This is a genomic window from Cocleimonas sp. KMM 6892, assembly GCF_035798195.1.
Classification (GTDB): Bacteria; Pseudomonadota; Gammaproteobacteria; order Thiotrichales; family Thiotrichaceae; genus Cocleimonas; species Cocleimonas flava.
In genome coordinates this window covers 1,063,002-1,083,843 of the sequence record NZ_JAPFBV010000001.1, presented here as the reverse complement: position 1 = coordinate 1,083,843, position 20,842 = coordinate 1,063,002, and the positions used below count along the sequence as shown (strand labels likewise).

21 protein-coding genes and 1 riboswitch are annotated in these 20,842 nt (G+C 39.5%); of the genes, 10 read left to right on the top strand and 11 right to left on the bottom strand.

From position 1 onward, the window contains the following. Positions 1-28 precede the first annotated feature (28 nt). The 3 genes from OO007_RS04900 to OO007_RS04890 form a co-directional block, all read right to left on the bottom strand. A complete protein-coding gene (locus OO007_RS04900; protein ID WP_131904877.1) occupies positions 29-382 on the bottom strand; it encodes a BufA1 family periplasmic bufferin-type metallophore in 354 nt (117 codons plus the stop codon). Between the two features lie 756 nt (positions 383-1,138). Further along, positions 1,139-1,870: an SDR family NAD(P)-dependent oxidoreductase gene (locus OO007_RS04895; protein ID WP_325807947.1), complete on the bottom strand. Its 732-nt coding sequence runs from the start codon at positions 1,868-1,870 to the stop codon at positions 1,139-1,141. A 200-nt stretch (positions 1,871-2,070) separates the two neighbouring features. Further along, positions 2,071-2,556: a 6,7-dimethyl-8-ribityllumazine synthase gene (locus tag OO007_RS04890; RefSeq protein WP_325807946.1), complete on the bottom strand. Its 486-nt coding sequence runs from the start codon at positions 2,554-2,556 to the stop codon at positions 2,071-2,073. Positions 2,557-2,668: 112 nt separating this feature from the next. Beyond that, positions 2,669-2,827: riboswitch (FMN riboswitch) on the bottom strand. Positions 2,828-2,975: 148 nt separating this feature from the next. On the opposite strand from OO007_RS04890, the gene OO007_RS04885 reads away from it, so the two are divergent. After that, positions 2,976-4,046 (top strand): DMT family transporter, encoded by a 1,071-nt coding sequence (locus tag OO007_RS04885; RefSeq protein ID WP_325807945.1) that lies wholly within the window; start codon positions 2,976-2,978, stop codon positions 4,044-4,046. A 204-nt stretch (positions 4,047-4,250) separates the two neighbouring features. On the opposite strand, the gene argH is transcribed toward OO007_RS04885, so the two are convergent. Next, positions 4,251-5,687: an argininosuccinate lyase gene (gene argH / locus OO007_RS04880; protein ID WP_325807944.1), complete on the bottom strand. Its 1,437-nt coding sequence runs from the start codon at positions 5,685-5,687 to the stop codon at positions 4,251-4,253. A 201-nt stretch (positions 5,688-5,888) separates the two neighbouring features. Between argH and OO007_RS04875 the strand changes: the two genes are divergently transcribed. Together OO007_RS04875 and OO007_RS04870 are read left to right on the top strand one after the other, a co-directional pair. Continuing rightward, complete coding sequence (locus OO007_RS04875) at positions 5,889-6,941, top strand: sensor histidine kinase (RefSeq protein ID WP_131904873.1); 1,053 nt, start codon at positions 5,889-5,891, stop codon at positions 6,939-6,941. A 2-nt stretch (positions 6,942-6,943) separates the two neighbouring features. After that, positions 6,944-7,687: a LytR/AlgR family response regulator transcription factor gene (locus tag OO007_RS04870; RefSeq protein WP_207906952.1), complete on the top strand. Its 744-nt coding sequence runs from the start codon at positions 6,944-6,946 to the stop codon at positions 7,685-7,687. 144 nt (positions 7,688-7,831) lie between these two features. Here OO007_RS04870 and OO007_RS04865 read toward each other — a convergent pair whose 3' ends face one another. Continuing rightward, positions 7,832-8,302 carry a thioredoxin family protein gene (locus OO007_RS04865; protein WP_325807943.1) on the bottom strand — a complete coding sequence of 157 codons (471 nt, stop codon included), beginning with the start codon at positions 8,300-8,302 and terminating at the stop codon, positions 7,832-7,834. Positions 8,303-8,491: 189 nt separating this feature from the next. Between OO007_RS04865 and hemC the strand changes: the two genes are divergently transcribed. Genes hemC through OO007_RS04845 form a run of 4 tightly spaced genes read left to right on the top strand, consistent with a single transcriptional unit; the run spans position 8,492 to position 12,698 of the window. Beyond that, entirely contained in the window at positions 8,492-9,421 is a 930-nt protein-coding gene (gene hemC / locus OO007_RS04860) for a hydroxymethylbilane synthase (protein WP_325807942.1), read from the top strand. Between the two features lie 6 nt (positions 9,422-9,427). Continuing rightward, positions 9,428-10,240, top strand: coding sequence for a uroporphyrinogen-III synthase (locus OO007_RS04855; protein ID WP_325807941.1), 813 nt, complete (start codon positions 9,428-9,430; stop codon positions 10,238-10,240). After that, a complete protein-coding gene (locus OO007_RS04850; RefSeq protein WP_325807940.1) occupies positions 10,237-11,385 on the top strand; it encodes a uroporphyrinogen-III C-methyltransferase in 1,149 nt (382 codons plus the stop codon). The genes OO007_RS04855 and OO007_RS04850 overlap by 4 nt, the downstream gene beginning before the upstream one ends. Continuing rightward, a complete protein-coding gene (locus OO007_RS04845; RefSeq protein WP_131904868.1) occupies positions 11,385-12,698 on the top strand; it encodes a heme biosynthesis HemY N-terminal domain-containing protein in 1,314 nt (437 codons plus the stop codon). Before OO007_RS04850 ends, OO007_RS04845 begins: the two co-directional genes overlap by 1 nt. Positions 12,699-12,721: 23 nt before the next feature. Here the strand turns inward: OO007_RS04845 and OO007_RS04840 are convergent, their stop codons facing one another. Both OO007_RS04840 and OO007_RS04835 read right to left on the bottom strand, forming a co-directional pair. Next, positions 12,722-13,372, bottom strand: a complete 651-nt coding sequence (locus tag OO007_RS04840) for a protein-L-isoaspartate O-methyltransferase family protein (RefSeq protein ID WP_325807939.1) — start codon at positions 13,370-13,372, stop codon at positions 12,722-12,724. Positions 13,373-13,543: 171 nt separating this feature from the next. Then, positions 13,544-14,971, bottom strand: coding sequence for a M48 family metalloprotease (locus tag OO007_RS04835; protein WP_325807938.1), 1,428 nt, complete (start codon positions 14,969-14,971; stop codon positions 13,544-13,546). A gap of 121 nt (positions 14,972-15,092) precedes the next feature. Between OO007_RS04835 and OO007_RS04830 the strand changes: the two genes are divergently transcribed. Together OO007_RS04830 and OO007_RS04825 are read left to right on the top strand one after the other, a co-directional pair. After that, entirely contained in the window at positions 15,093-15,503 is a 411-nt protein-coding gene (locus OO007_RS04830; RefSeq protein ID WP_325807937.1) for a rhodanese-like domain-containing protein, read from the top strand. A 365-nt stretch (positions 15,504-15,868) separates the two neighbouring features. After that, positions 15,869-17,131 (top strand): 6-phosphofructokinase, encoded by a 1,263-nt coding sequence (locus OO007_RS04825; RefSeq protein WP_325807936.1) that lies wholly within the window; start codon positions 15,869-15,871, stop codon positions 17,129-17,131. A gap of 88 nt (positions 17,132-17,219) precedes the next feature. Here the strand turns inward: OO007_RS04825 and OO007_RS04820 are convergent, their stop codons facing one another. The 3 genes from OO007_RS04820 to OO007_RS04810 form a co-directional block, all read right to left on the bottom strand. Beyond that, a complete protein-coding gene (locus tag OO007_RS04820; RefSeq protein ID WP_131904864.1) occupies positions 17,220-17,540 on the bottom strand; it encodes a hypothetical protein in 321 nt (106 codons plus the stop codon). Between the two features lie 293 nt (positions 17,541-17,833). Further along, the gene (locus OO007_RS04815) at positions 17,834-18,157 is read right to left on the bottom strand and encodes a BON domain-containing protein (protein WP_131904863.1); all 324 of its coding nucleotides are present in this window, start codon (positions 18,155-18,157) and stop codon (positions 17,834-17,836) included. A 155-nt stretch (positions 18,158-18,312) separates the two neighbouring features. Continuing rightward, on the bottom strand, positions 18,313-19,218 hold the full coding sequence (locus OO007_RS04810) for a 5'-3' exonuclease (RefSeq protein ID WP_325807935.1): 906 nt from the start codon (positions 19,216-19,218) through the stop codon (positions 18,313-18,315). A 194-nt stretch (positions 19,219-19,412) separates the two neighbouring features. Here OO007_RS04810 and OO007_RS04805 point away from each other — a divergent pair, with 194 nt between their 5' ends. Further along, positions 19,413-20,021, top strand: a complete 609-nt coding sequence (locus OO007_RS04805) for a hypothetical protein (RefSeq protein ID WP_131904862.1) — start codon at positions 19,413-19,415, stop codon at positions 20,019-20,021. A gap of 40 nt (positions 20,022-20,061) precedes the next feature. Here the strand turns inward: OO007_RS04805 and OO007_RS04800 are convergent, their stop codons facing one another. Next, complete coding sequence (locus OO007_RS04800; protein ID WP_325807934.1) at positions 20,062-20,835, bottom strand: ATP-binding protein; 774 nt, start codon at positions 20,833-20,835, stop codon at positions 20,062-20,064. Positions 20,836-20,842 lie beyond the last annotated feature (7 nt).

The window sequence follows — 20,842 nt, the reverse complement described above, 5'->3', positions numbered from 1 at the left end:
ATATTCAGTGTATTAAAGCTTAGAAATATTACGCTTTAATTTCAGACTTAGAACCCATGCCTACTGGTGTCTTGATGAATTCACAAGTGCCTTTTGGTGCATAAGTCCATGCATTACCCTGGAAATCACTTGTTGAAGTACCCTGACAACTTGTACCTGGACCTGCTGCACAATCGTTCTCAGCTGTTAATGCAATACCGAAACATTTGTCTTTACGTCCTGAAATCTCAGCACCTGCAACCCAAGAATTAAAACTCTTTTTAGCGCTATCAGAAGCATCTGCAGAAATTGTTAATTGGTCGTTAGGCTTTGCAGTAGCAACAGAAGTTAGAACAGCTAGAGCAGCGCCAGCGATTAGTGCAGAATTCGTAGAATTTTTCATAGTAATAAATCTCTTAATTAATAATGGTTTAAGACATCATTTGATATCTGTAGTGTTATACGACACATTTTGAAATTTAGATCAAATTAATTTAATTTAACGTTAAAAGACAAAGTGTTAGTTTAAAAAGTACATATTTACCGGCTTAACAAACCATAAGGATTTATCCTTATTTCCTTTTTTCTTTATTTATTGTTCATTAATTACCCGTTTGTTACCCACCCCCCTACTTTAGGCCGTGTTTTCAAATTTCTGTCCTTGTGAAATTTGATTTGAAATTTATATTTAGACCTGAACCTAGACCATACCTTGTCCATTATTATGACTTCTTACAATGGGAAAGTACTAAACGTGAGGGGTATTACATCATTTCATACAAAACCAAGTCGACGCACAACGTATAAAGAAGAACTGTTAAAGTTGCTTGCTTCCGTGATTCAGATGAAACTATCCGCGCCTATTTTTCGCCCTAAAAACATCAGACGAAAATTATTTGCTAGAAAGGTAAATATACTTTTCTCGATGTCTAAAATCAAATACTTACGATAGAAGGCCGCATTCAATAGGGTTTATAAAACAGAGTAAACGCCTATCTGAATACTCAGGCTGATCATGATAAGAACCTTTTTGAGCTTTGATATCATCGTTAATAATTCAGTTGCTTTGTAAAGGTATAGAAAAAAGTGCCCTAAAGTAAGGGGGTGGCTAAATCAGCCAACAGATTCCAAGCCTGCGATATTCACTTAACAACACGCTTTAAGGCTCGAATTTCTCACCTAAGAAATCGAATAGGTAACCACTATCGTCGGGCTTTAAATTATCCACAACATCAATCAATTTACTGGCGGTAAATTCTGGCATTTGTAAATGCCCTTCTGGAACGCCTTGTTGAAACGGCGCTGATAATAAGGTGTCGGTTGTTCCGGGTTGCAAGCCAACGATAACCACGGGTCTTTTCATACGAGTAAGCTCAATCGCATAATTTTTTATCAGCATATTCAAAGCGGCTTTACTGGCGCGATACGAATGCCAGCCACCAAGGCGGTTATCGCTAATACTCCCGACTCGCGCGGATAGCACGCCGATTTTAAGCGGATGTTTCTTGTCGTTTTTTTCTAATAAATACTTCACCAGCAATGACGGGCCAATGGCATTTAAACTAAACGATTGCGCTAACTGTTCAGCCGACAGGCTTCGATAGGTTTTCTCTGGTTGCGTATGTTCATCGTGCAACCAACCTGAGGCTATAAAGGCCCAGTCGATATTAATATCCGCAGGGATTTGTTCTATTGCTTGCAGTAAAGAATTTTCCGAAGCCAGATCAAACTGGATATCGATAGTGTTGCAACTCAGGGCAGTTAATTTTTCCAGATTGCGCGCCATTCGAATCAAGGTTACATCAGGATAACGAATTGCTAATGCTTCGCAGATTGCATGGCCGATGCCACCTGTGGCACCTGCGATAAGAAAATTTGTGGGTTCTTTCAAAAGGCTTATCCGGTTAGATAGATCAATGTCAGTCTTTGTTATAGGTTTTTAACCGACCTTAAGCAAAAAACCTTCTATAAGTAGGGGGGTGGCTTAAATCTTATTTACATAATATTTAAGCTGGTTTGACCATTGCCCATCGACGATTCCATAAGAAATCATCGATGGGCTTTAGTGTGTTGTGGTAAGCATTTCTACTTTTAGGCAATTTTCAATTTTTCATGGGAATACTGCTTAACATCTTCGCAGTTATTTAAAGTCTGGATACAGGCTTCCGCGGCCTCTTTGCCTTTTGTCGCAAAGTGTTTAAAAAAGAACGCTTCGTGTTCAGCGCTTTCGTGGAAATTAATTGGCGTCATTATGGAGTGAATAATTGGTATTCGAGTATCTAGCTGTATGTCCATAATTGATTTGATTATGCTATCAGCGACAAACTCGTGACGATAAATACCGCCATCAACGATTAATCCAGCAACAATAATTAAAGAATACTGACCTGTTTCTGCTCGCAATTTCGCTTGCAAAGGTATTTCAAGAGCACCAGGGACATCAACTTCGCTAATATTCTCTTTTACAATTCCTTGCTCAATTAGAGTATCTATACACGAATTTTTAAGCTCATTGACAATGTTTTTATGCCATGAAGACTGGATATAACAAATTTTTGCTTGATTAAGATTATTCATTTTTCACTACCATTTTTACAATTAACATTAATGGGCATGAAGAAATAACGCAGGAAAACGCGAAGGCAATTCTAGAACGCACACGCTAAGACCATAGACTGGACTTGTCACCTGTAAACTTCTCTCATCCGGACTTTAACCGTCGGCTTTGGAATTACACCAAATCTGCTGACTCAAAGTTATCACTTTGACGCTCGCGGGCTTGTTTTCATGAACAATGATAAAAAACTTTACCGCCGGTAGGGAATTACACCCAACCCCGAAGACTTACGGAAAAAATCTTAATCCAATAGGCTTAAAAGATAAATATCTTTCTTAGAATAATTTAGCGTTTTCTTGGGAGTTCCTATTAGCCTCTCACTTTTACTAAATATTTTGTTTATTAAATAAGTCGAAAGCTTCTGTGGCTCTTTACCTTTATGCCAGCTTTACTAACCATACAAGGTGCTATAAAAGCGCCTGCAATAAATACTCAGGCAGGACTCATTAAAGCTCCCTTTTTGCAAGTCGTTAAAAGGCATTTAATCTTTAAAAAGATCAACAAAATAAGAAGGTGTCGTCTACACTCCACTAATCATGTTAACCGCCTCATACTCTTGACTCTCAACGACACACCTACTGTTAAAGACTGGTTTTCTCTACTGTTGCTTATTCTGCTGTGGGGAACATCATTTATGTTTACCGCTGTCTCACTGCAAAGTTTTAGCCCTGTGGGTATAGTCTCTCTTAGGGTGTTGATTGCAGCGATTATTTTGACGCTTTTCTTATTTACTAAAGGTTTGCGATTGCCTTCCGACCCATTGGCCTGGGCGGTGTTTCTACTATTGGGAATTATGGGTAACCTGTTACCGTTTTTTCTGATCTCTACAGGTCAGAAGGATGTTAGCTCGGGCATCGCGGGTTTATTGATGGCGTTTATGCCGCTGGCGACGATGATTTTGGCGCATTATTTTGTGGCAGGGGAAAGTCTCAACCGCTTTAAAATACTCGGTTTTCTATTGGGCATATCTGGTGTGGCAATTGTGCTTTGGCCGTCTATAGTCGGCGTTCACAGTAACTTACTGAGTGGTCTATTGATTTTACTCGCCACCTTTAGCTATGCGATAAATGCCATTTTAGTGCGGCGATTACCCTCATATAACCCTATTGTAACGGCAGCTGGCGTGATGATAATTTCCAGCATTGTTATCGTGCCATTGTGGTTGTGGCAAGATTTACCGTGGCAACAAAGCTACTCTTTAAAACCCACCTTATCGTTATTATGGTTAGGTGTCGGTCCAACGGCATTTGCCACCATTATTTTGTTTGCCGTTATCAGCTCGGCAGGCCCAACCTTTCTTTCATATATTAATTACGTGATTCCTGCAGTGGCGTATTTCACTGGTGCGCTTATTTTGGGCGAAGCGATTGAATGGACTAGCCTAGCGGCGATGTTATTGATAATTTTGGGGATAGCGCTAACGCGCAAACGAGTCGCTGATAGAAAATGATTCTTGAGAGTTTTGCTGAGTTGTAGAAAAACTCAGGCTAAATCAATCAAATCCTCAATGTTTTACTACTGTCAGAAAGTGCAGGCGTGTGATTTCAAATACAAAATCACACGCCTGTTTCTCACAAATGACTAATCAAAAAGCCAAAGATAACTAATCGTAAAGGTAGCTATCAATAATACCGCTGCAACGATATAGCTCAATTTATCCATTCTTCTTGGCTTCAGCTACTCTCGCTTTAACTTGCTCTGGTGCAGTTCCGCCTAAGTGATTACGCGCTGCTACCGAACCTTCTAGCGTTAATACTTCAAATACATCCTGATCGATGATGGTTGAGAATTTCTGTAATTCTTCAAGACTCATTTCACTTAGGTCTTTGCCTGTTTCCACACCGTAAGCAACCGCACTACCTACCACTTCATGCGCATCACGGAATGGCATATCTTTACCTACGAGGTAATCAGCTAAGTCAGTCGCGGTTGAGAAGCCTTGCATCGCTGCTGCACGCATTGCGTCTTTATTAGTAGTGATATTTGGCACCATATCGGCAAACGCACGCAAGCTACCCAATAAGGTATCAACCGTATCAAAAAGTGGTTCTTTATCTTCCTGGTTGTCTTTATTGTAAGCCAATGGCTGACTTTTCATTAATGTCAGCAGTGAGAATAAGCTACCGAATACTCTGCCACTTTTACCACGTACTAGCTCAGGCACGTCTGGATTTTTCTTTTGCGGCATGATGGATGAGCCGGTACAAAAACGGTCTGGCAGATTGATGAAGTTAAACTGCGCTGATGTCCACAGCACTAATTCTTCTGAGAAACGTGATAGGTGCATCATGATTAAAGACGCGGCTGAGACAAACTCAATGGCGAAGTCACGATCGCTCACGCCATCTAGCGAGTTGTTACAAGGTCTATCAAAACCTAATAGCTCGGCAGTGTAAACTCTGTCGATTGGGTAAGTGGTACCTGCCAATGCTGCAGAACCTAATGGCATGATATTTACGCGCTTGCGGCAATCTTGCAGACGTTCGAAATCTCTAACCAGCATTTCGTACCATGCAAGCATGTGGTGGCCAAAGGTAATCGGTTGTGCGACTTGTAAATGAGTGAAGCCAGGTAGAATCGTTTCTGCCTCTTGCTCGGCTACTTTTAATAAACCACTTTGTAAGCGTTTTAATTCAGCTGAAATTGCATCGATTTCTTCACGTAACCAAAGACGAATGTCTGTAGCGATTTGGTCGTTTCTTGAACGTCCAGTGTGTAATTTTTTACCCGTAATGCCAATCTTGTCAGTCAGACGTGCTTCGATATTCATGTGAATATCTTCTAACTGTATTGACCATTCCAGATTGCCTGATTCAATATCTGCCTGAATCTCAGCCAGACCTTGATGGATATCATTCATTTCTTCATCAGTCAGGATGCCTACTTTATTCAGCATTTGCGAATGTGCTTTTGAACCTGCGATATCGTGCTTGTATAAACGTTGATCAAAATTAATTGATGCGGTAAATGCTTCTACAAACGCATCGGTAGATTCAGTAAAACGTCCGCCCCAAAGCTTGTCCGCAGTACCGCTCTTTTCGGGATTAAGGCTATTTTGGTTATCATTTGAAGAATTTTTGCTATCAGGCATGGTTGTTCAGTTTCCAGTCAGTAAGGTTTACATACAATATGACGAACGCTACAAAAAAAGCGACGAATATAATAAAAAAAATGATAGTCGTAGCGTTTACGCTACTTTAAATAAAAATAAGATTTAAGGTATTTATATCAAGCTACGCATTATAGCAAAGCCTGTAAACCTTAGATCCAATAAATAAGTTAATAATAATAAATGAATATAACCACCACTGAAAACTCTATCGGTTTCCTACCAGAGCTTTGCACGCCACAGGCAGTGCTTCGCGTTATGGTTGGTGCTGAAGTGTTGGCTTTGGTGTTAGCGTTAACCAGTTCTTCTGCGACTTATCAGGCATCGATTTTACGTTTAGGTTTAACTTCTTTGTTTGTGCAATGGGTTGCTTTAAGCTCGACATTAACGATCTGTCTTTTATCCAATAAAATCAAACGATTACCTGTTATTAAATTTGCGGCAGCAGTAAGTGGAATCGTAGTTGCATTTACCATTGGAGCTTCTGTTCTTGCCATTATGATGGATAGTTACCAGAAAGTTGGCGTGATGTACTTTTGGGATACGCCTTTTATTCTTAGAAATGTATTTGTAGCACTGGTTATTAGTCTTATGACGTTGCATTATTTTTATGTGCATAGCCAAAGAGCTGAGCTTTTGAGTGCTGATTCAGGCGCTAAATACGATGCACTTCAATCTAGAATGCGTCCTCACTTTCTCTTTAATAGTTTAAACAGCATTGCTCAACTGATTCAAGTTGACCAAAACAAGGCTGAAGATGCTTTGTTAGACCTCGCTGATATTTTCCGATCGACCCTCGATACCCGAAACCGTATTTCACTAGGCGAAGAGCTTGATGTGACTTTACGTTATTTACGTATGGAAGGTTTACGATTAGGAAAACGCAGATTAAACATCGTTTGGGATATGGATCGTCAAACGCTTCCTTTTAATATGGAAATTCCGCCTCTGTTATTACAACCTTTAGTTGAAAACGCTATCTACCATGGCATTCAACCTTGTAAAGACGGCGGCACTTTAGGAATCAGTTTATATGATGCAGGACCTCGTTTAGATGTTGTTGTAACGAATCCTGTGCCACCAGTAGGAACCAATTCACACCAAAAGGGCAACCACATCGCCCAAGAAAACCTAAAGAATCGTCTGAGACTCGCATACGGTGATCGCGCTAATCTAAAAATAACAAAAAGCGAACACCAATACCGCGTCTCATTTTCTATACCGAAGGAGACATAATAATGACAATGAATATCCTAGTCGTTGACGATGAAGAACTAGCTCGACAAAGAATACAAAGCTTACTTCAGGAAAATTCTGAATACAAAATTTGTGCAGAGGCAGAAAACGGAGCCGAAGCATTAATGATGGTTGAGCGCCATCAGCCCGATTTGATATTACTCGATATTTCTATGCCTGTGATGGATGGGTTAGAAGTAGCAAAACACTTATCAGGCATGCCAAATCCACCAGCCGTAATCTTTACTACTGCATATGGGGAGTATGCATTAGAAGCCTTTTCAACCAAAGCAACAGGGTACCTCATGAAACCAATAAGACAAGAACAACTATTAAAAAGTCTACAACAGGCCCGCTCACTTAACCGTGCACAGCGATCTAAAGTACTGGATGACAACGAAGTAACAGGTGCAGGACGCAAACACATTTGCGCAAGAATGCGCGGTAATCTGGAACTGATTCCCATAGAAGATGTTTATTATTTCCAGGCTGATCAAAAATATGTAACGGTAAGACACAAGCAGGGAGAAGTGATCATTGAAGAATCACTTAAATCTTTGGAAACGGATTTAGCGGATAAGTTTATTCGCATTCACAGAAATGCATTAGTAGCTAAAAGTCGTATTACTGGCTTAGCTAAGAATAATATCGGTCGAGTACAAGTGAAAATTGAGAAGATTGACGATCAACTAGAAGTAAGTCGTCGTCACGTGGCGGAAATTCGTCGCTTTGTACGAAATCGTTAATACGATTAAACGGATTTTTGTTAGTAAATAATTATCTTTAGTTAATGACTTTTTAACAAAAACGTTTATCCGCTAACGGCTCAATTTATTGGGCCGTTTCTTTTTGGTATTTATTTTGATCTGTTTTAGACTAGCTTGATCTTCTCAATATTTATTCAATTTATCCATCATATTGTCTATCTCTCTATCCAGATAGGCACCGAATAATTCGATGGTATTAATTCCCACCATTTGCTTAACGACTTCTTTACCTTGATAGTCTAAAAACACCAGGGTAGGCGTTAACATCGCATGATATTCACCCGAGATATCGGCAGGCTCCACTGTCTTACCTGAAAAATCAACCACATCTCTGACATCGTCAATCTGTAACTTCCTGATAAAAATACGTTTATCGTATTCGCCGCTGAGTACCATCGGCGATAAAATCTCTTCGTCCATTTGTTTACAATAACTACAGTACTCTGCATGTAGCATTAAAACCAGACCACGATTTTCTTGCTTCATTTGTTGAGCAAGTTGCTGGAAATCATTTTCTTCGATGACAACGCTGTCATTTGATGCACTACTGTTAACGGAGATCAATAAAAGTAGAAAATATGTAAAGAATTTCATGGAGGGTTTTTGCCTCTAAAGACTAATTCACGTAAAGTTCGGAGGGATAACGCAACTTTTTTACGTTATCCTGTTTGAGCCAGATGCAAGCTTTATAACACACAGTCTCATTCGACTCTTATCTAACGGTTTTATTGCACATTCATTACGTATTATTTACGTTTTTAGTGCACACGACAGAATAAACTTATGACGAAAACGATACGCATAGCAACCAGAAAAAGCCCACTCGCCTTATGGCAAGCAGAGGAAGTTGCACGACAATTAAAACTCCATCACCCTGAATTAGAGGTTGAGTTAGTCACCATGACCACTCAGGGAGATATCATCTTAGACACACCCTTGGCCAAAATTGGTGGCAAAGGCCTGTTCGTAAAAGAACTTGAAACCGGCATGCTTGAAGGTCGCGCAGATATCGCCGTACATTCAATGAAAGATGTTCCCATGCAATTACCTGATGGCTTACATCTCTCCGTCATTATGCAACGTGAAGACCCAACTGATGCTTTCGTCTCTAATACTGTATCGTCTTTAGATGAGTTACCACAATACGCAAAAGTGGGTACTTGCAGTCTAAGGCGCCAGACGCAACTCGTCGAAAAAAGATCCGACATCAAAATTCTTAACTTACGTGGTAATGTGAATTCGCGTTTGGCTAAGCTGGATAACGGCGACTACGATGCAATCATCCTCGCTTCTGCCGGACTGATTCGTTTAGGCTTTGAAGACCGAATCAAACACGGAATTTCTGTAGAGCAAAGCTTACCAGCAGCGGGACAAGGAGCTGTAGGCATAGAATGTCGCAGTGATGACGAAGAAGTGAATGCCCTGCTCGCACCCCTACATGACGACGAAACTGCTACTCGCGTCTATGCAGAGCGAGCGCTAAATACACGCTTAAACGGTGGCTGCCAGGCACCGATTGGCGGCTTTGCTACTTTACAAGGTAACGATATTCACTTAAGTGGATTGATCGGGTTCCCGGATGGGTCAAAAATATACCGTTGTGAAAAAACGGGACCTCAAGCTGATCCAGAAAGTCTCGGTATTGCAGTCGCAGAAGACTTACTCGCTCAAGGCGGTGATGAGATATTGAAACAGCTTGGTATAGATACCTAGTCGAAAATGGAAGCTTCTCTGCCGTTAAAAAACAAATGGATAGTCAATACCAGAGCTGCGCATCAAGCTCAGCCACTAACTGAAAAATTAAGAGATGCCGGCGCTACTGTTATCAACTTTCCATTACTCGAAATAGAAGCTCCTGAAAATTATGAAGATGTCGAGCAGCAACTATCAGCACTGGAACAGTATGATCTGGCTATATTTATTAGCACCAATGCTGTTGAGCGCACCTTGGATAAGGTTGATGTAAGCACTTTAAAAAAGCTGAAGCTTGCATGTGTCGGTAAAAAAACTGGGTTAGCTCTAAAGAAACATGGTCTTGATAGTGACTTTTGCCCCGAGCGTTTTTTTAACAGCGAAGCATTACTCGCACTAGATGCTTTCCAACAATTCATACCGGGTAAAAATATAGCGCTGATTAAAGGAGAAGGTGGCAGAGACTTACTTCAAAAAAGCCTTCTAAAGTGGGGGGGTGACGTTGATAGTATTAATGTTTATCGCAGAACGTGTCCACAGCATAATTTAGCGCTTCTGAAAAATCACCAACAACGCCAAGAGCTTGATATAATCATTCTCACGAGCGGTTTCAGTATTGATCATTTCTTTGAGCTGGCCGATAAACATTCTGAGACTGCTGTAACAAACAGTAACAACAAAAGTAACGAAAACAACTTGATGAATTCAGTGACATTACTGCTTGGTAGTGAAAGATTGAAATCACATATACCCGATAGTTTTAAAGGCAAAGTGATTTTTGCCGAAGACCCGAATGATGACACACTCTTAAAAGAGTTAACGATTGATAATAAATTATGAACAACGAAGACCAAATAAAACTACTAAAAAAAATCAATCGACGAACTCGGTTTACTCAGTTTTTAGCATGGCTAGCCCTCTTTTTTACTGCGGTGGGAATTGCTGCAGGTTATAAAAACTGGCTACGAATTCACGATAAAGCAAAACTAAGCTTAAAACAGATTGAAGAAATTCGTGGAGATATGCCTGATTTTGCCCAAAAATCCAAAGTGGAATTGTTGCAACAAGAAATCAACGAAAACATCAAAGAGAATAAAACACATCTAAACGAAGCGATGCACGAGCTTCGTAGTATTCAAGATAGTACACAACACATCGCCGAAACTGTTTATGTTCAAGTTGAACAACTTACTAAACAACAAGCACCCTTAAAAGTACAAACGCCGACGATAAATGACTGGTCATTAGGCGAAGTACATTTTCTGCTACAAACCGCTGTACAGAACTTTGAACTGAAAAAGGATAAGTCTGGGGCAATAGCCGCACTCAAACTTGCAGATAATTTGTTATTAGAACGTGGCTCAATTGATTTGTTGCCAGTGCGTAAACAAATCAGTAACGACATTGCGACGGTGAATCAATTCGAAATAGCAGACATTAGCGCGCTTTCACAAAAAATTGATGCCTTAATGCTTCAACTGAAACCGGCTGAAAATAAAGCGATCGAGACTGGTGAAAAAGTTGAGTTGCTGTCAAATGACGATAATGAAGACACGGCGACAAACACCACAAAAAAGAAAGAAAAACCGTCAATTGTTTCCAGAGTTAAAAACACTATTAACAACGCCGTAATCATCAAGAAGTTTGATAAACCTCTGCAAGAAGAGATGAATGCAGATGCCAAAGAAAATCTGTTTCAGTTATTCTCTTTACGACTTGAAACACTGCGCATTATGTTACTTCAAGGCGATGATGAAAATTTCCATAAGCAAATTGCCAGAATCAAAACCTTATTAGAAAAATACTATTCCGAGGCAGACGCCATTGCATTCAATAAACAACTCGATACACTATCGACTGTTAATTTAGCACCGATCGTCCCTGACATTTCATCTTCATTAAAGCTACTCGAAAAACTGATGGTTGAAACACAATCAACGAAAGACAGTGAGCCAACCGAAACTGCTAAAAAAGGCACTGAATAATGAAATATATACTGTTCTTCTTTTTAATTGTTGCTGCATTTTGGTTGGGTATATTTGCAGTCCAACATTCATCTGATGTCACTATCAATTATCAGTGGGACAAAAATCCTATCAGCGTAAGTTTGACGAGTACGACGCTACTCATCGCAAGTATTATCGGGCTGATTGGTTTATATTTTCTGTTTTCAATATCCAAATTTCTATTCGGATTAAGTAAGCGCCTAAAGCAAAGAAAAGCAGCAAAGTTAGCCGCCAAAGCAAATCAGGAACTCACTAAAGGTCTTGTATCTTTCACTGAAGGGCACTGGTCTGAGTCTGAAGATACTTTATTGAATAATGTTGATCATTCTGAAGCACCATTACTGAACTATCTTGCTGCCGCAAGAGCGGCGCACATGCAAGGTGCTTATGACAGAAGAGATCGTTATTTGAAAGTAGCCAGCGAACAAGGCGATGACGCCCAGATTGCGGTATCAGTTTCGCAGGCAGAAATGCAATTTAATAGTGATCAACTCGAGCAATCCAGAGCGACGTTGATCCATTTGCTGGAAGTTTCTCCAAAGCACCCTTATGCGATTAAGTTATTAGCCAAGGTCTACTATCAACAGGAAGATTGGGCCAACTTGTTTGAGTTATTACCAGACCTTGAAAAACTGTCTTTGATTAAAGAGAAAGATCATAAGAAATACCAAACGACAGCGTTGTCGGGTATTTTTCATACTCTTTCACACAAAAAGGATATTACAAGTCTTAACGCATTATGGAAAAAGTTGCCTGCTAATCTAAGAGAAAACCCGCAAGCAGTTTTATTATACTGCGAGGCGTTAACAGATGCTGGCGATGAAAATACCAGTAATAAGTTATTAATTTCACAACTCAATAAAACGTTTGATGAAAAGCTCGTAGAACGATACGGATTAATTGATCACCCCGTTTTAGGTGATGCTATCAAACAGGCCGAAAAGTGGTTAGAGGGCAATGAAAGAAGCCCTATGTTGCTACTTGCCTTGGCTCGCCTCAATAGAAAATACCAACTCTGGGGTAAGAGCAAGACGTTCTACAATACCAGTCTTAATTTCTCGCCATCTGCAGCGGTGTATCTAGAACTTGCAGGACTATTAGAAGAGCTTAATGAAGATGACAATGCACAGACCTGTTACAAAATGGGCCTTAATTACAGCATTCACAAGAAAGGGGAGATTTTGACCCTAAAACAGCACGCAAATCATAAACATCCCCGACAACGCATAACTGATAATCCTAAGCTTTCTATTGTCCCGGAGACTGACGAAAACGATACTTATCCTTTGTAGTTTTTGTATCGAGAGAAGTCTGTTTAAAAATGAAACGTAGGTTTAGCCTCTTTACCCACAAGAGGCTTGAGTTCGGTTTCGAATAAGCTAGAGCGGATGAAATCATCATCCATTTTTACAATTTTCATTGCATGCGCTACCTGCTTACTTCCTACAACAACGAATAAACGCCCTTCTGGCTCTAATAAATTTTCAAACATTGGCAGATACTCAGGAATTGAGCCTGTTATCGCGATAACGTCGTACTTTCTACCAGCCTCCCAATCAGAAAACGCATCCTTCTGCTCTAATTCGACATTAGCCACATTCACTTCAGCCAAATTCTTCTCAGCCGAAAGCAGAAACTCTTCGTATATATCAATGCTGTGTACATGATTCGACATATTCGCCATACATGCCGTTACATAACCACTGCCTGTCCCTATTTCTAAACAGTTATCATCAATGTTAATTTCTAGTTCCTGAAGCATGCGACCTTCTACACGCGGAAACATCATCGCTTCGTCATTCCCCAGAGGCACTTCGATATCGGCATAAGCCAAGGATTTTAAAGACTCAGGGACAAAAATTTCACGAGGCACACTACCCATCGTCTGCAACACCGTATCGTCTAAAACTTCCCATGTACGTATTTGCTGCTCGATCATATTGAAACGTGCTTGTTCCATATCCATGCGATAACCCTGAATTTATAGAAATAAAAGACCTAGATTTATCTTAAGGTACGGCTGATTAATTGCAAGTAATTAAAAGGTTGAGCCGAAAAGGCAGCCGTTCATGAAATCTAGAGGTTGTTATTAGAGTATATTCAATGAAATACACCCCCCTACTTATAGCCGTTTTTTTCAGTTACCTTTTTTAACTTTTTTATGCTTAATCTGATCAAGCATTTGGCGCATTTCCTGCAATTCATTGACGTTAGAACCAGGCAGTCTCATCGCCTTGGTCAGCTGAATTCTGGCAGACTGATAATGACCCGTGCGTATATTGCGTTCAGCCACTGCACGATAGGCATAAGAGCTATTACCACGCAGTCTCGACAATTCTTGCAGTACTTCAAAAAATTCAAGACTCGTTTGTTCGGTGGTATGTATTTCTCGAATAATTTTCCACGCTGGTTCTATCTGACCTAAAGAAATATATGCCTGTGATAGCGGAATGGCGATGACTTCATTACCAGGATAGATTTTAGATAGCGGCAAAAGTATAGAAATAGCTTTATTGTATTGTCTTTGTTTTATCGCTAACTCAGCATATAAAGCAGCTTCAGAAATATTTTTCGTTGAGAGTTGGTTTTCCGCGAGATTATAGGCTTGCTGGAAAGCACCCTGTTTTCTGAGAAGCAGAATATTCGAATAGTTTTTAATCTGCGCAGAAACAGAAACTGGCGCACGCGAGGTAGTATTAGCAAGCGATCTCACTTTCTCTCGCATATATTGATAACTTATATTTTCTTTACCTTTAAACACACCAAACTGGCTCGCTCTAACGGAAGTATCGCTCACGCGTTTTATGGTAAGCGGATGATTCTGTAAAAACTCTCTGATCTCCGCGGTTTTACTGTCGCCATATTCCTCTAATTTTTGCAAAAATTTAGGCATCCCTTGTGGGTTTAAGCCCGCACTTGCCAGTATTCTTAATCCCACACGATCAGCTTCAGCCTCTGCTTCACGACCGAATGCCAATTGTTGATGTGCTGTAGTTGCAAGAGTTGCATTGATGATTGCACCACCTGCCTGACTATCTTTAGTCGCGGCAATCACACCTGCCAATAAAGCGGCTCCGGTAGCAAATTTATTATTTTTAGCTTTTTCAATCATTCGCGGAATATGTCGTTGCGTAACATGCGCAATTTCATGAGATAACACTGCTGCTAATTCGCTTTCTGAGCTGGTATTCAGAATTAAACCTGAATTTATTACAATGACACCACCCAGAGTAGCAAATGCATTAATAGCAGTATCTCTGGCGACAACAAAATAGAATGGGTTTGGAGAGCTTGGCGCACGCGCTGTTAAACGATTACCCAGTGAGCGAATCCATAAATTCACTTCAGGATCTTCGATGAGAAGTCCACGCGCTCTTAAGCTACGCAGTACATCCAGTCCCGTTTCTCTCTCCTTAATTGATGCTGCAATACTGCCTGTATGACCACCAAGTTGTGGCAAGTTGAAATCAGGCAATTCCAAATTCAAATCGGCCTTTACAGATGAGCTCAGTAATAAAGGCGTGGACAACAACACAGAAAGCAGCAATGTATTTAGTTTATTCATACTTTTATGATAGTAGCGTAGTTAGATAGTTCCGTTAAGGATTTGATTAAAAAGCGCTATCAATATCTTCTATATCTGCGGAATAACTGTCATAAAAGCTTAGCCATCCAAGACAATGATCTTGACTAATAAACAGGGCAAATGTAATATAAGTAAATTAGTATTAGCTTATATTGGTGTTCCGATAATGATGTCTGTAAAAGAAATTAATGCAACTGCCCTAAAAGAGATGATGGATAATGGTGAAGACATTTGTCTTTATGACGTCCGTTCACAAGCTGAGTTTGCACAAGGCATCATCAGGGGAGGAGAGTTTGCTCCACTGCATACGATACCGGTAAAAATGCACGATTTGCCAAAAGATAAAACGATCGTTTTTTATTGCCGCAGTGGCGCGAGATCTGCTCAGGCATGTCTATATGTTGCTGAAAATACAGGCATTGAAGCATTAAACCTTCGCGGTGGGATTATCTCTTGGTATCAATCAGGGAACGAAGTCATTAAGCCCGATGAAATGCAGGCAAACGGTTAATTATATTTAAAAGTCACCCCCCTACTTTGGGGCACTTTTTTCTATTATCTCAAAAATTAATAGCCAGTCATTTGTGATAATAACTGGCTAGTCGTTCTTCACATTTTTAGACAAAAAGACATTCCTGTCATCTACTTATAATACTAATTCGCGCGCAATTAATGATTTATTCACTGGAGTCACGTATTATCCTGTGCTTTTAAAACCGCAAGTACCTCAAATATTGAGATATATTCTAATTAAGAGAGTAATACTTTAATGTATCTTGTGAACAATAATAATAAAATCCTGACTCTAATTAAATATCGCGCAGAACAGGAATAACTAATTAATAACCTAAACATAAATAATCGTCAGGAGAGAGTATGTCGGTAAAAAATGCCTTTTATGCACAATCGGGTGGAGTCACCTCAGTCATTAACGCCTCGGCTTGTGGCGTCATTCAAACTGCAAAAAAACACAGTGATAAAATTGGTACTGTCTACGCTGGCAAAAACGGCATCATAGGCGCTCTCACCGAAAACCTGATTGATACAAGCAAAGAATCCGACGAAGATATCGCAGGACTACTGCACACGCCTTCTGGCGCATTTGGCTCTTGTCGCTATAAAATGAAAAGCCTAGAAGAAAACAAAGTGGAATACGATCGTCTGATCGAAGTTTTTAAAGCGCACAATATTGGCTATTTCTTTTACAACGGTGGTGGAGATTCAGCAGACACCTGTCTAAAGGTTTCTCAATTGTCAGAAAAAATGGGTTACCCAATTCAGGCGATTCATGTGCCTAAAACAGTAGATAATGACTTACCAGTGACAGACAACTGCCCTGGGTTTGGTTCTGTAGCTAAATACATTGCCGTTTCAACACGTGAAGCCAGTTACGATGTAGCTTCTATGGCCGAAACCTCTACGAAAGTTTTTGTTCTTGAAGTCATGGGCAGACATGCTGGCTGGATCGCTGCTGCTGGCGCATTAGCGGCTGATGAAGATAACGATATTCCTGTGATCGTGTTATTCCCCGAAATCAAATTTAATCAAGAAAAATTCCTGGCGTTAGTTGATTCAAAAGTAAAAAGTCATGGCTATTGCAGCATTGTCGTTTCCGAAGGAACCGCTTGGCCTGATGGAAGATTTTTAGCAGAACAAGGAACGCGAGATGATTTTGGCCATGCCCAACTGGGTGGCGCGGCACCGGTCGTGGCGAATATGATCAAAGAAGCACTTGGATACAAATTCCATTGGGCTGTAGCCGATTACTTGCAACGTGCAGCACGTCATTTAGCATCACAGTCTGATGTTGAACAAGCGTATGCATTAGGCGAAGCTGCTGTTGAAATGGCAGTAGCAGGAAAAAATTCTGTGATGCCTGCAATTATTCGCACTTCTAACAATCCTTATAAATGGGAAATTGGTTCAGGAAATTTAGCTGATATTGCAAATGTAGAAAAAATGATGCCAATGGATTACATCAGTGAAGATGGTTTCGGTATCACAGCGGCTTGTCGTGAATATTTACTGCCATTGATTGAAGGTGAATCTTACCCACCTTATAAAAATGGTATGCCGAACTATGTCACATTAAAAAAAGAACTGGTTGAAAAGAAATTACCTGAATTTAAGATGAAATAATATTTCGTTTCTGACAATAAAAAAGCCCTGCAATGCAGGGCTTTTTTATTTGAAATATATTATTTGTTGTTTATTAATTGATGTTTTTTTAATTTAAATACTTTTGTAAATTAGCTTCTTTTACTGTGTTTTCAAACGCTTTATAAGCTTCGAAATCTACACCACTAATTTTAGGCACTTCTTCGTAGGATAATTTTTCCAGCTTCTCTTCCATTTGTTTTAACTGTAATTTTAACCGTGCGTTTTCTTTAATAGATTCCCCTAAGTAGTCTTTTACCAATGTTAAATCTTTATCTGACTCTTGTTGTCTGTTCTGTCCGTAGAAATGATGCAACCACCAACCTATTAATGAACCAGTAACAATAGCAACCGTACTAATAAGTGCTATCTGAAATAAAAAGTATGTCATAAATATCATCCTTGATTAATAACGATGCACCTAACCCTTGATTCATCGTTAATTTACCTTACGCAGTACTGCGCATGTCTCTCAGTTATAAACAACCAGCAATCCTTGCTTGATTGTTTGCTCTTCGACCAACGTAACAAACGTTAAATTAGTCTTATCTTTTTTTGTAATAATGTTTCCTGCATAAATCTTTATTTATATTTCCATCACTATTAGTTTAGCAACGAAACGTAAAATATGTGTCTCTGTTCATCAGTACTAGCTGCTTGTTTATCAGAGAATCTGTATAGTTTTTAGTCGTTTGTTTGGTTTTTAACCACAAGCTGGCTCTTTACCTGACTAATACCGCTGATGTTATTCACGATATTTTCGGCTCTCTTTCTATCTTCATGGGTTGGAATAAACCCTTCCAGTAATACATTTCTGCCTTCAACACTTACTTTGACCGTTTTTATACCACTATCAATAAGGCCACCATGAACCTCATCTTTGATGCTTAATTCCAATCCGGGGCGCAAAAAATAGTTGGATATAACCACTAGCGTAGCAATAACCAATATTCCTATTAATAGAAGCAGAGTTAATGGACTCTTTGATGTTTCACCCTCTGCCAGCATTTCAAGTAACCGTTTGTTTTATCTAGAAGCTGGAAATTTAACAACAACTAAAGAAAAAGTTCGAAGGGATAAGATAACAGGGGGGAGAATAGGGATTAGCGGAAATAAGTCAGGCAAATACCGGATACTTTTCAAGCAACCCAATTAAAAACGGGTTATTTATCTGCATTTTGCAAAAGATCATGGTGTAGTTTTAACCATCTATGCTGATTTTCTTCGGAGACATTTAACTGATCACAAAACGCCCCAAAAGCATCGTTATTCATAGCTGATATTTCGAAATCTTTGGATTTCACTGCTTCAATATCACACACAATTCCGGTCAATCGACGCGCAAGTAGTATCGTATCCTGATGATCTGAAATTAATTGCTGGATACGACTGGCTCCACGAATTTGCATGGTTGAAATTTCACTGATATTGGCCAAAAGGTTTTCCAGCGTTTCAAACTTTCTTAGTAATTTACCTGCCGTCGACATGCCAACACCTGGCACCCCAGGAATGTTATCCGATTTATCACCCGCTATCGCTAATTGGTCGGCAATTTGACTCGGCTTTGCACCAAATCGTTTGGTGATTTTTTTAGTGTCGAGCATCTCACCTCTCAAATACTCCCACCAGTGATCATCCTCTTTTACTAGTTGCGCTAAATCCTTATCTGCGGTGATAAAATTTACGGGAATTAAATCGGTATAGAACTGCTGACCCCATGTGCCGAGCAGATCATCTGCTTCATAAAACGGACTAGCCTTTTCTAGAATGCCGAGATGACGTAAAAACTCTCTACACAAACGAAACTGTAACCTGAGTGACTCCGGAGCCGTTGCTCTATTTGCTTTGTATTCTGGATAAATATCACGACGATGGGAGGTTTCCAGACTTTCATCAAAAGCGAAACCAATTAATTGTGGTTTTTCAACCGACAATAGTTTGTAAACAAAATCCATAAAACCCATGACGGCATTTATTGGATTACCGTTAACATCATAAATGTCTTCACGAGTGAACCAGGCTTTAAAAACATAGATACTGGAATCAATTAACCATGCCTTTTTATTCATAGCAAACAATTGGGTATTAAAAAAATCATATAAATCCTACAGCTCGGCTATTAAAAAGTTTTGGTTAACATTTAATTAAGTTACAAACGGTATAATCCGCTAGTCTGGGAAATCTTGTGATAACAAATAAGATTGGATATATTTACTTAAAACCCAATAAAAATAAAATAATAAAAATAAAAAAGGCAAACCCAATGAATAAAATGTTACCTATAGTTGCTCTTTGTAGCGCAGCAATTCTAACAACAATTCTATTGAATGGTTGTGATAAGACTGCGTCTGCAAATGTACAAGCTCCACAGCCACATCTTTCTACGTTTTTATCTCTTCATAACCAATACTGTGAAAAGAAATACGATACTCCTGAATCATTACAAAGCTCTCTTGATAAAGCACCCGAACTTGCCCCCGCAAAAGATTTCAATGGTGTTTATGAAGTCCATGTAAATGGTATTAGTTTTGCTGTGTCTCCTGAAGAAGATGGCTGTACCACTGATGTAATGGTTCAAACCAGTGATAATAAAGAACTATTTTCTTTTGAAGATATAAACAAAGCCCTGTTATCAGTCGGTTATGTAGAAACAGGCGAGCCTGTTTCTCGTAAAGACCTGGGTACAGATCAGTCTGAACTTACCATCATTGAGAAGAAATATATTTCTCCTAAAGGTGAGATCACTACTTTAGATTTCCCTCTAGAGAAGAAAGATAAATATTACATGACGTTATTTGCAGAGAAGTTCTCAGAAGCAAAAAGAGAAACAAAAGAGAGAATTATTCAATCTCTTAAAATGGCATCAAAATAAGCAATTTATAAGAAATTCAATACTGGATTACCAAAGGTAGTTATACCTTTGGTAATCCCACACTCATTAACGGTTTCATTGTCGTTAATAAAGTCCCAAATAAATTATCCACTTGCTGCTCTTGTTGAGCCAATAGCTGCTTCATGCTTTCGCGTTGAGTAGGCATAGAAAAACACGCCGGACAATTTTCCATAATCACGGGTAACTCTTGCTCTTTCGCAAAACTCGCTAATTCTTTTTCACGCACATAAACCAAAGGACGAATGATTCTAAGGTCACCGTCATCATTCACATAATGCGCCTTCATTGTTTTGAGTTTACCGCCATGAAATGCAGACATTAAAAAGCTTTCAGCCAAATCATCCAGATGTTGCCCTAAAGCAATAACGTTATATCCGTTTTCTCTGGCGGTGCTATACATCACTCCACGCTTGATTCGAGAACAAAATGAACAATATGAATCACCATTCATGTGATCATCTGCCATTTCCAGAATGGGCTCTTGCTTAAAGAAATATTCAACTCCGACTTCTTCCAAATAAGGAATCAAAGGAGAGGGGTCATACTCGCCAGATTGAGGGTCAACAGTCATTGCCCCTACATCAAATTTAATGGGCGCATGTCGTTGAAAATGCAGTAACAAATGCAATAAGCTCAATGAGTCTTTGCCGCCAGACAGGCCTAATAATACTTTGTCACCTTCTTTGATCATCTCAAAGTCAACTATCGCCTTTCCCGCGTTCTTTCGAAGCTTTTTAGGCAAGTCAATGCTCGGTATAGATTTACGATTCTTTGTCATAACGGTATTATGCATAAAACTT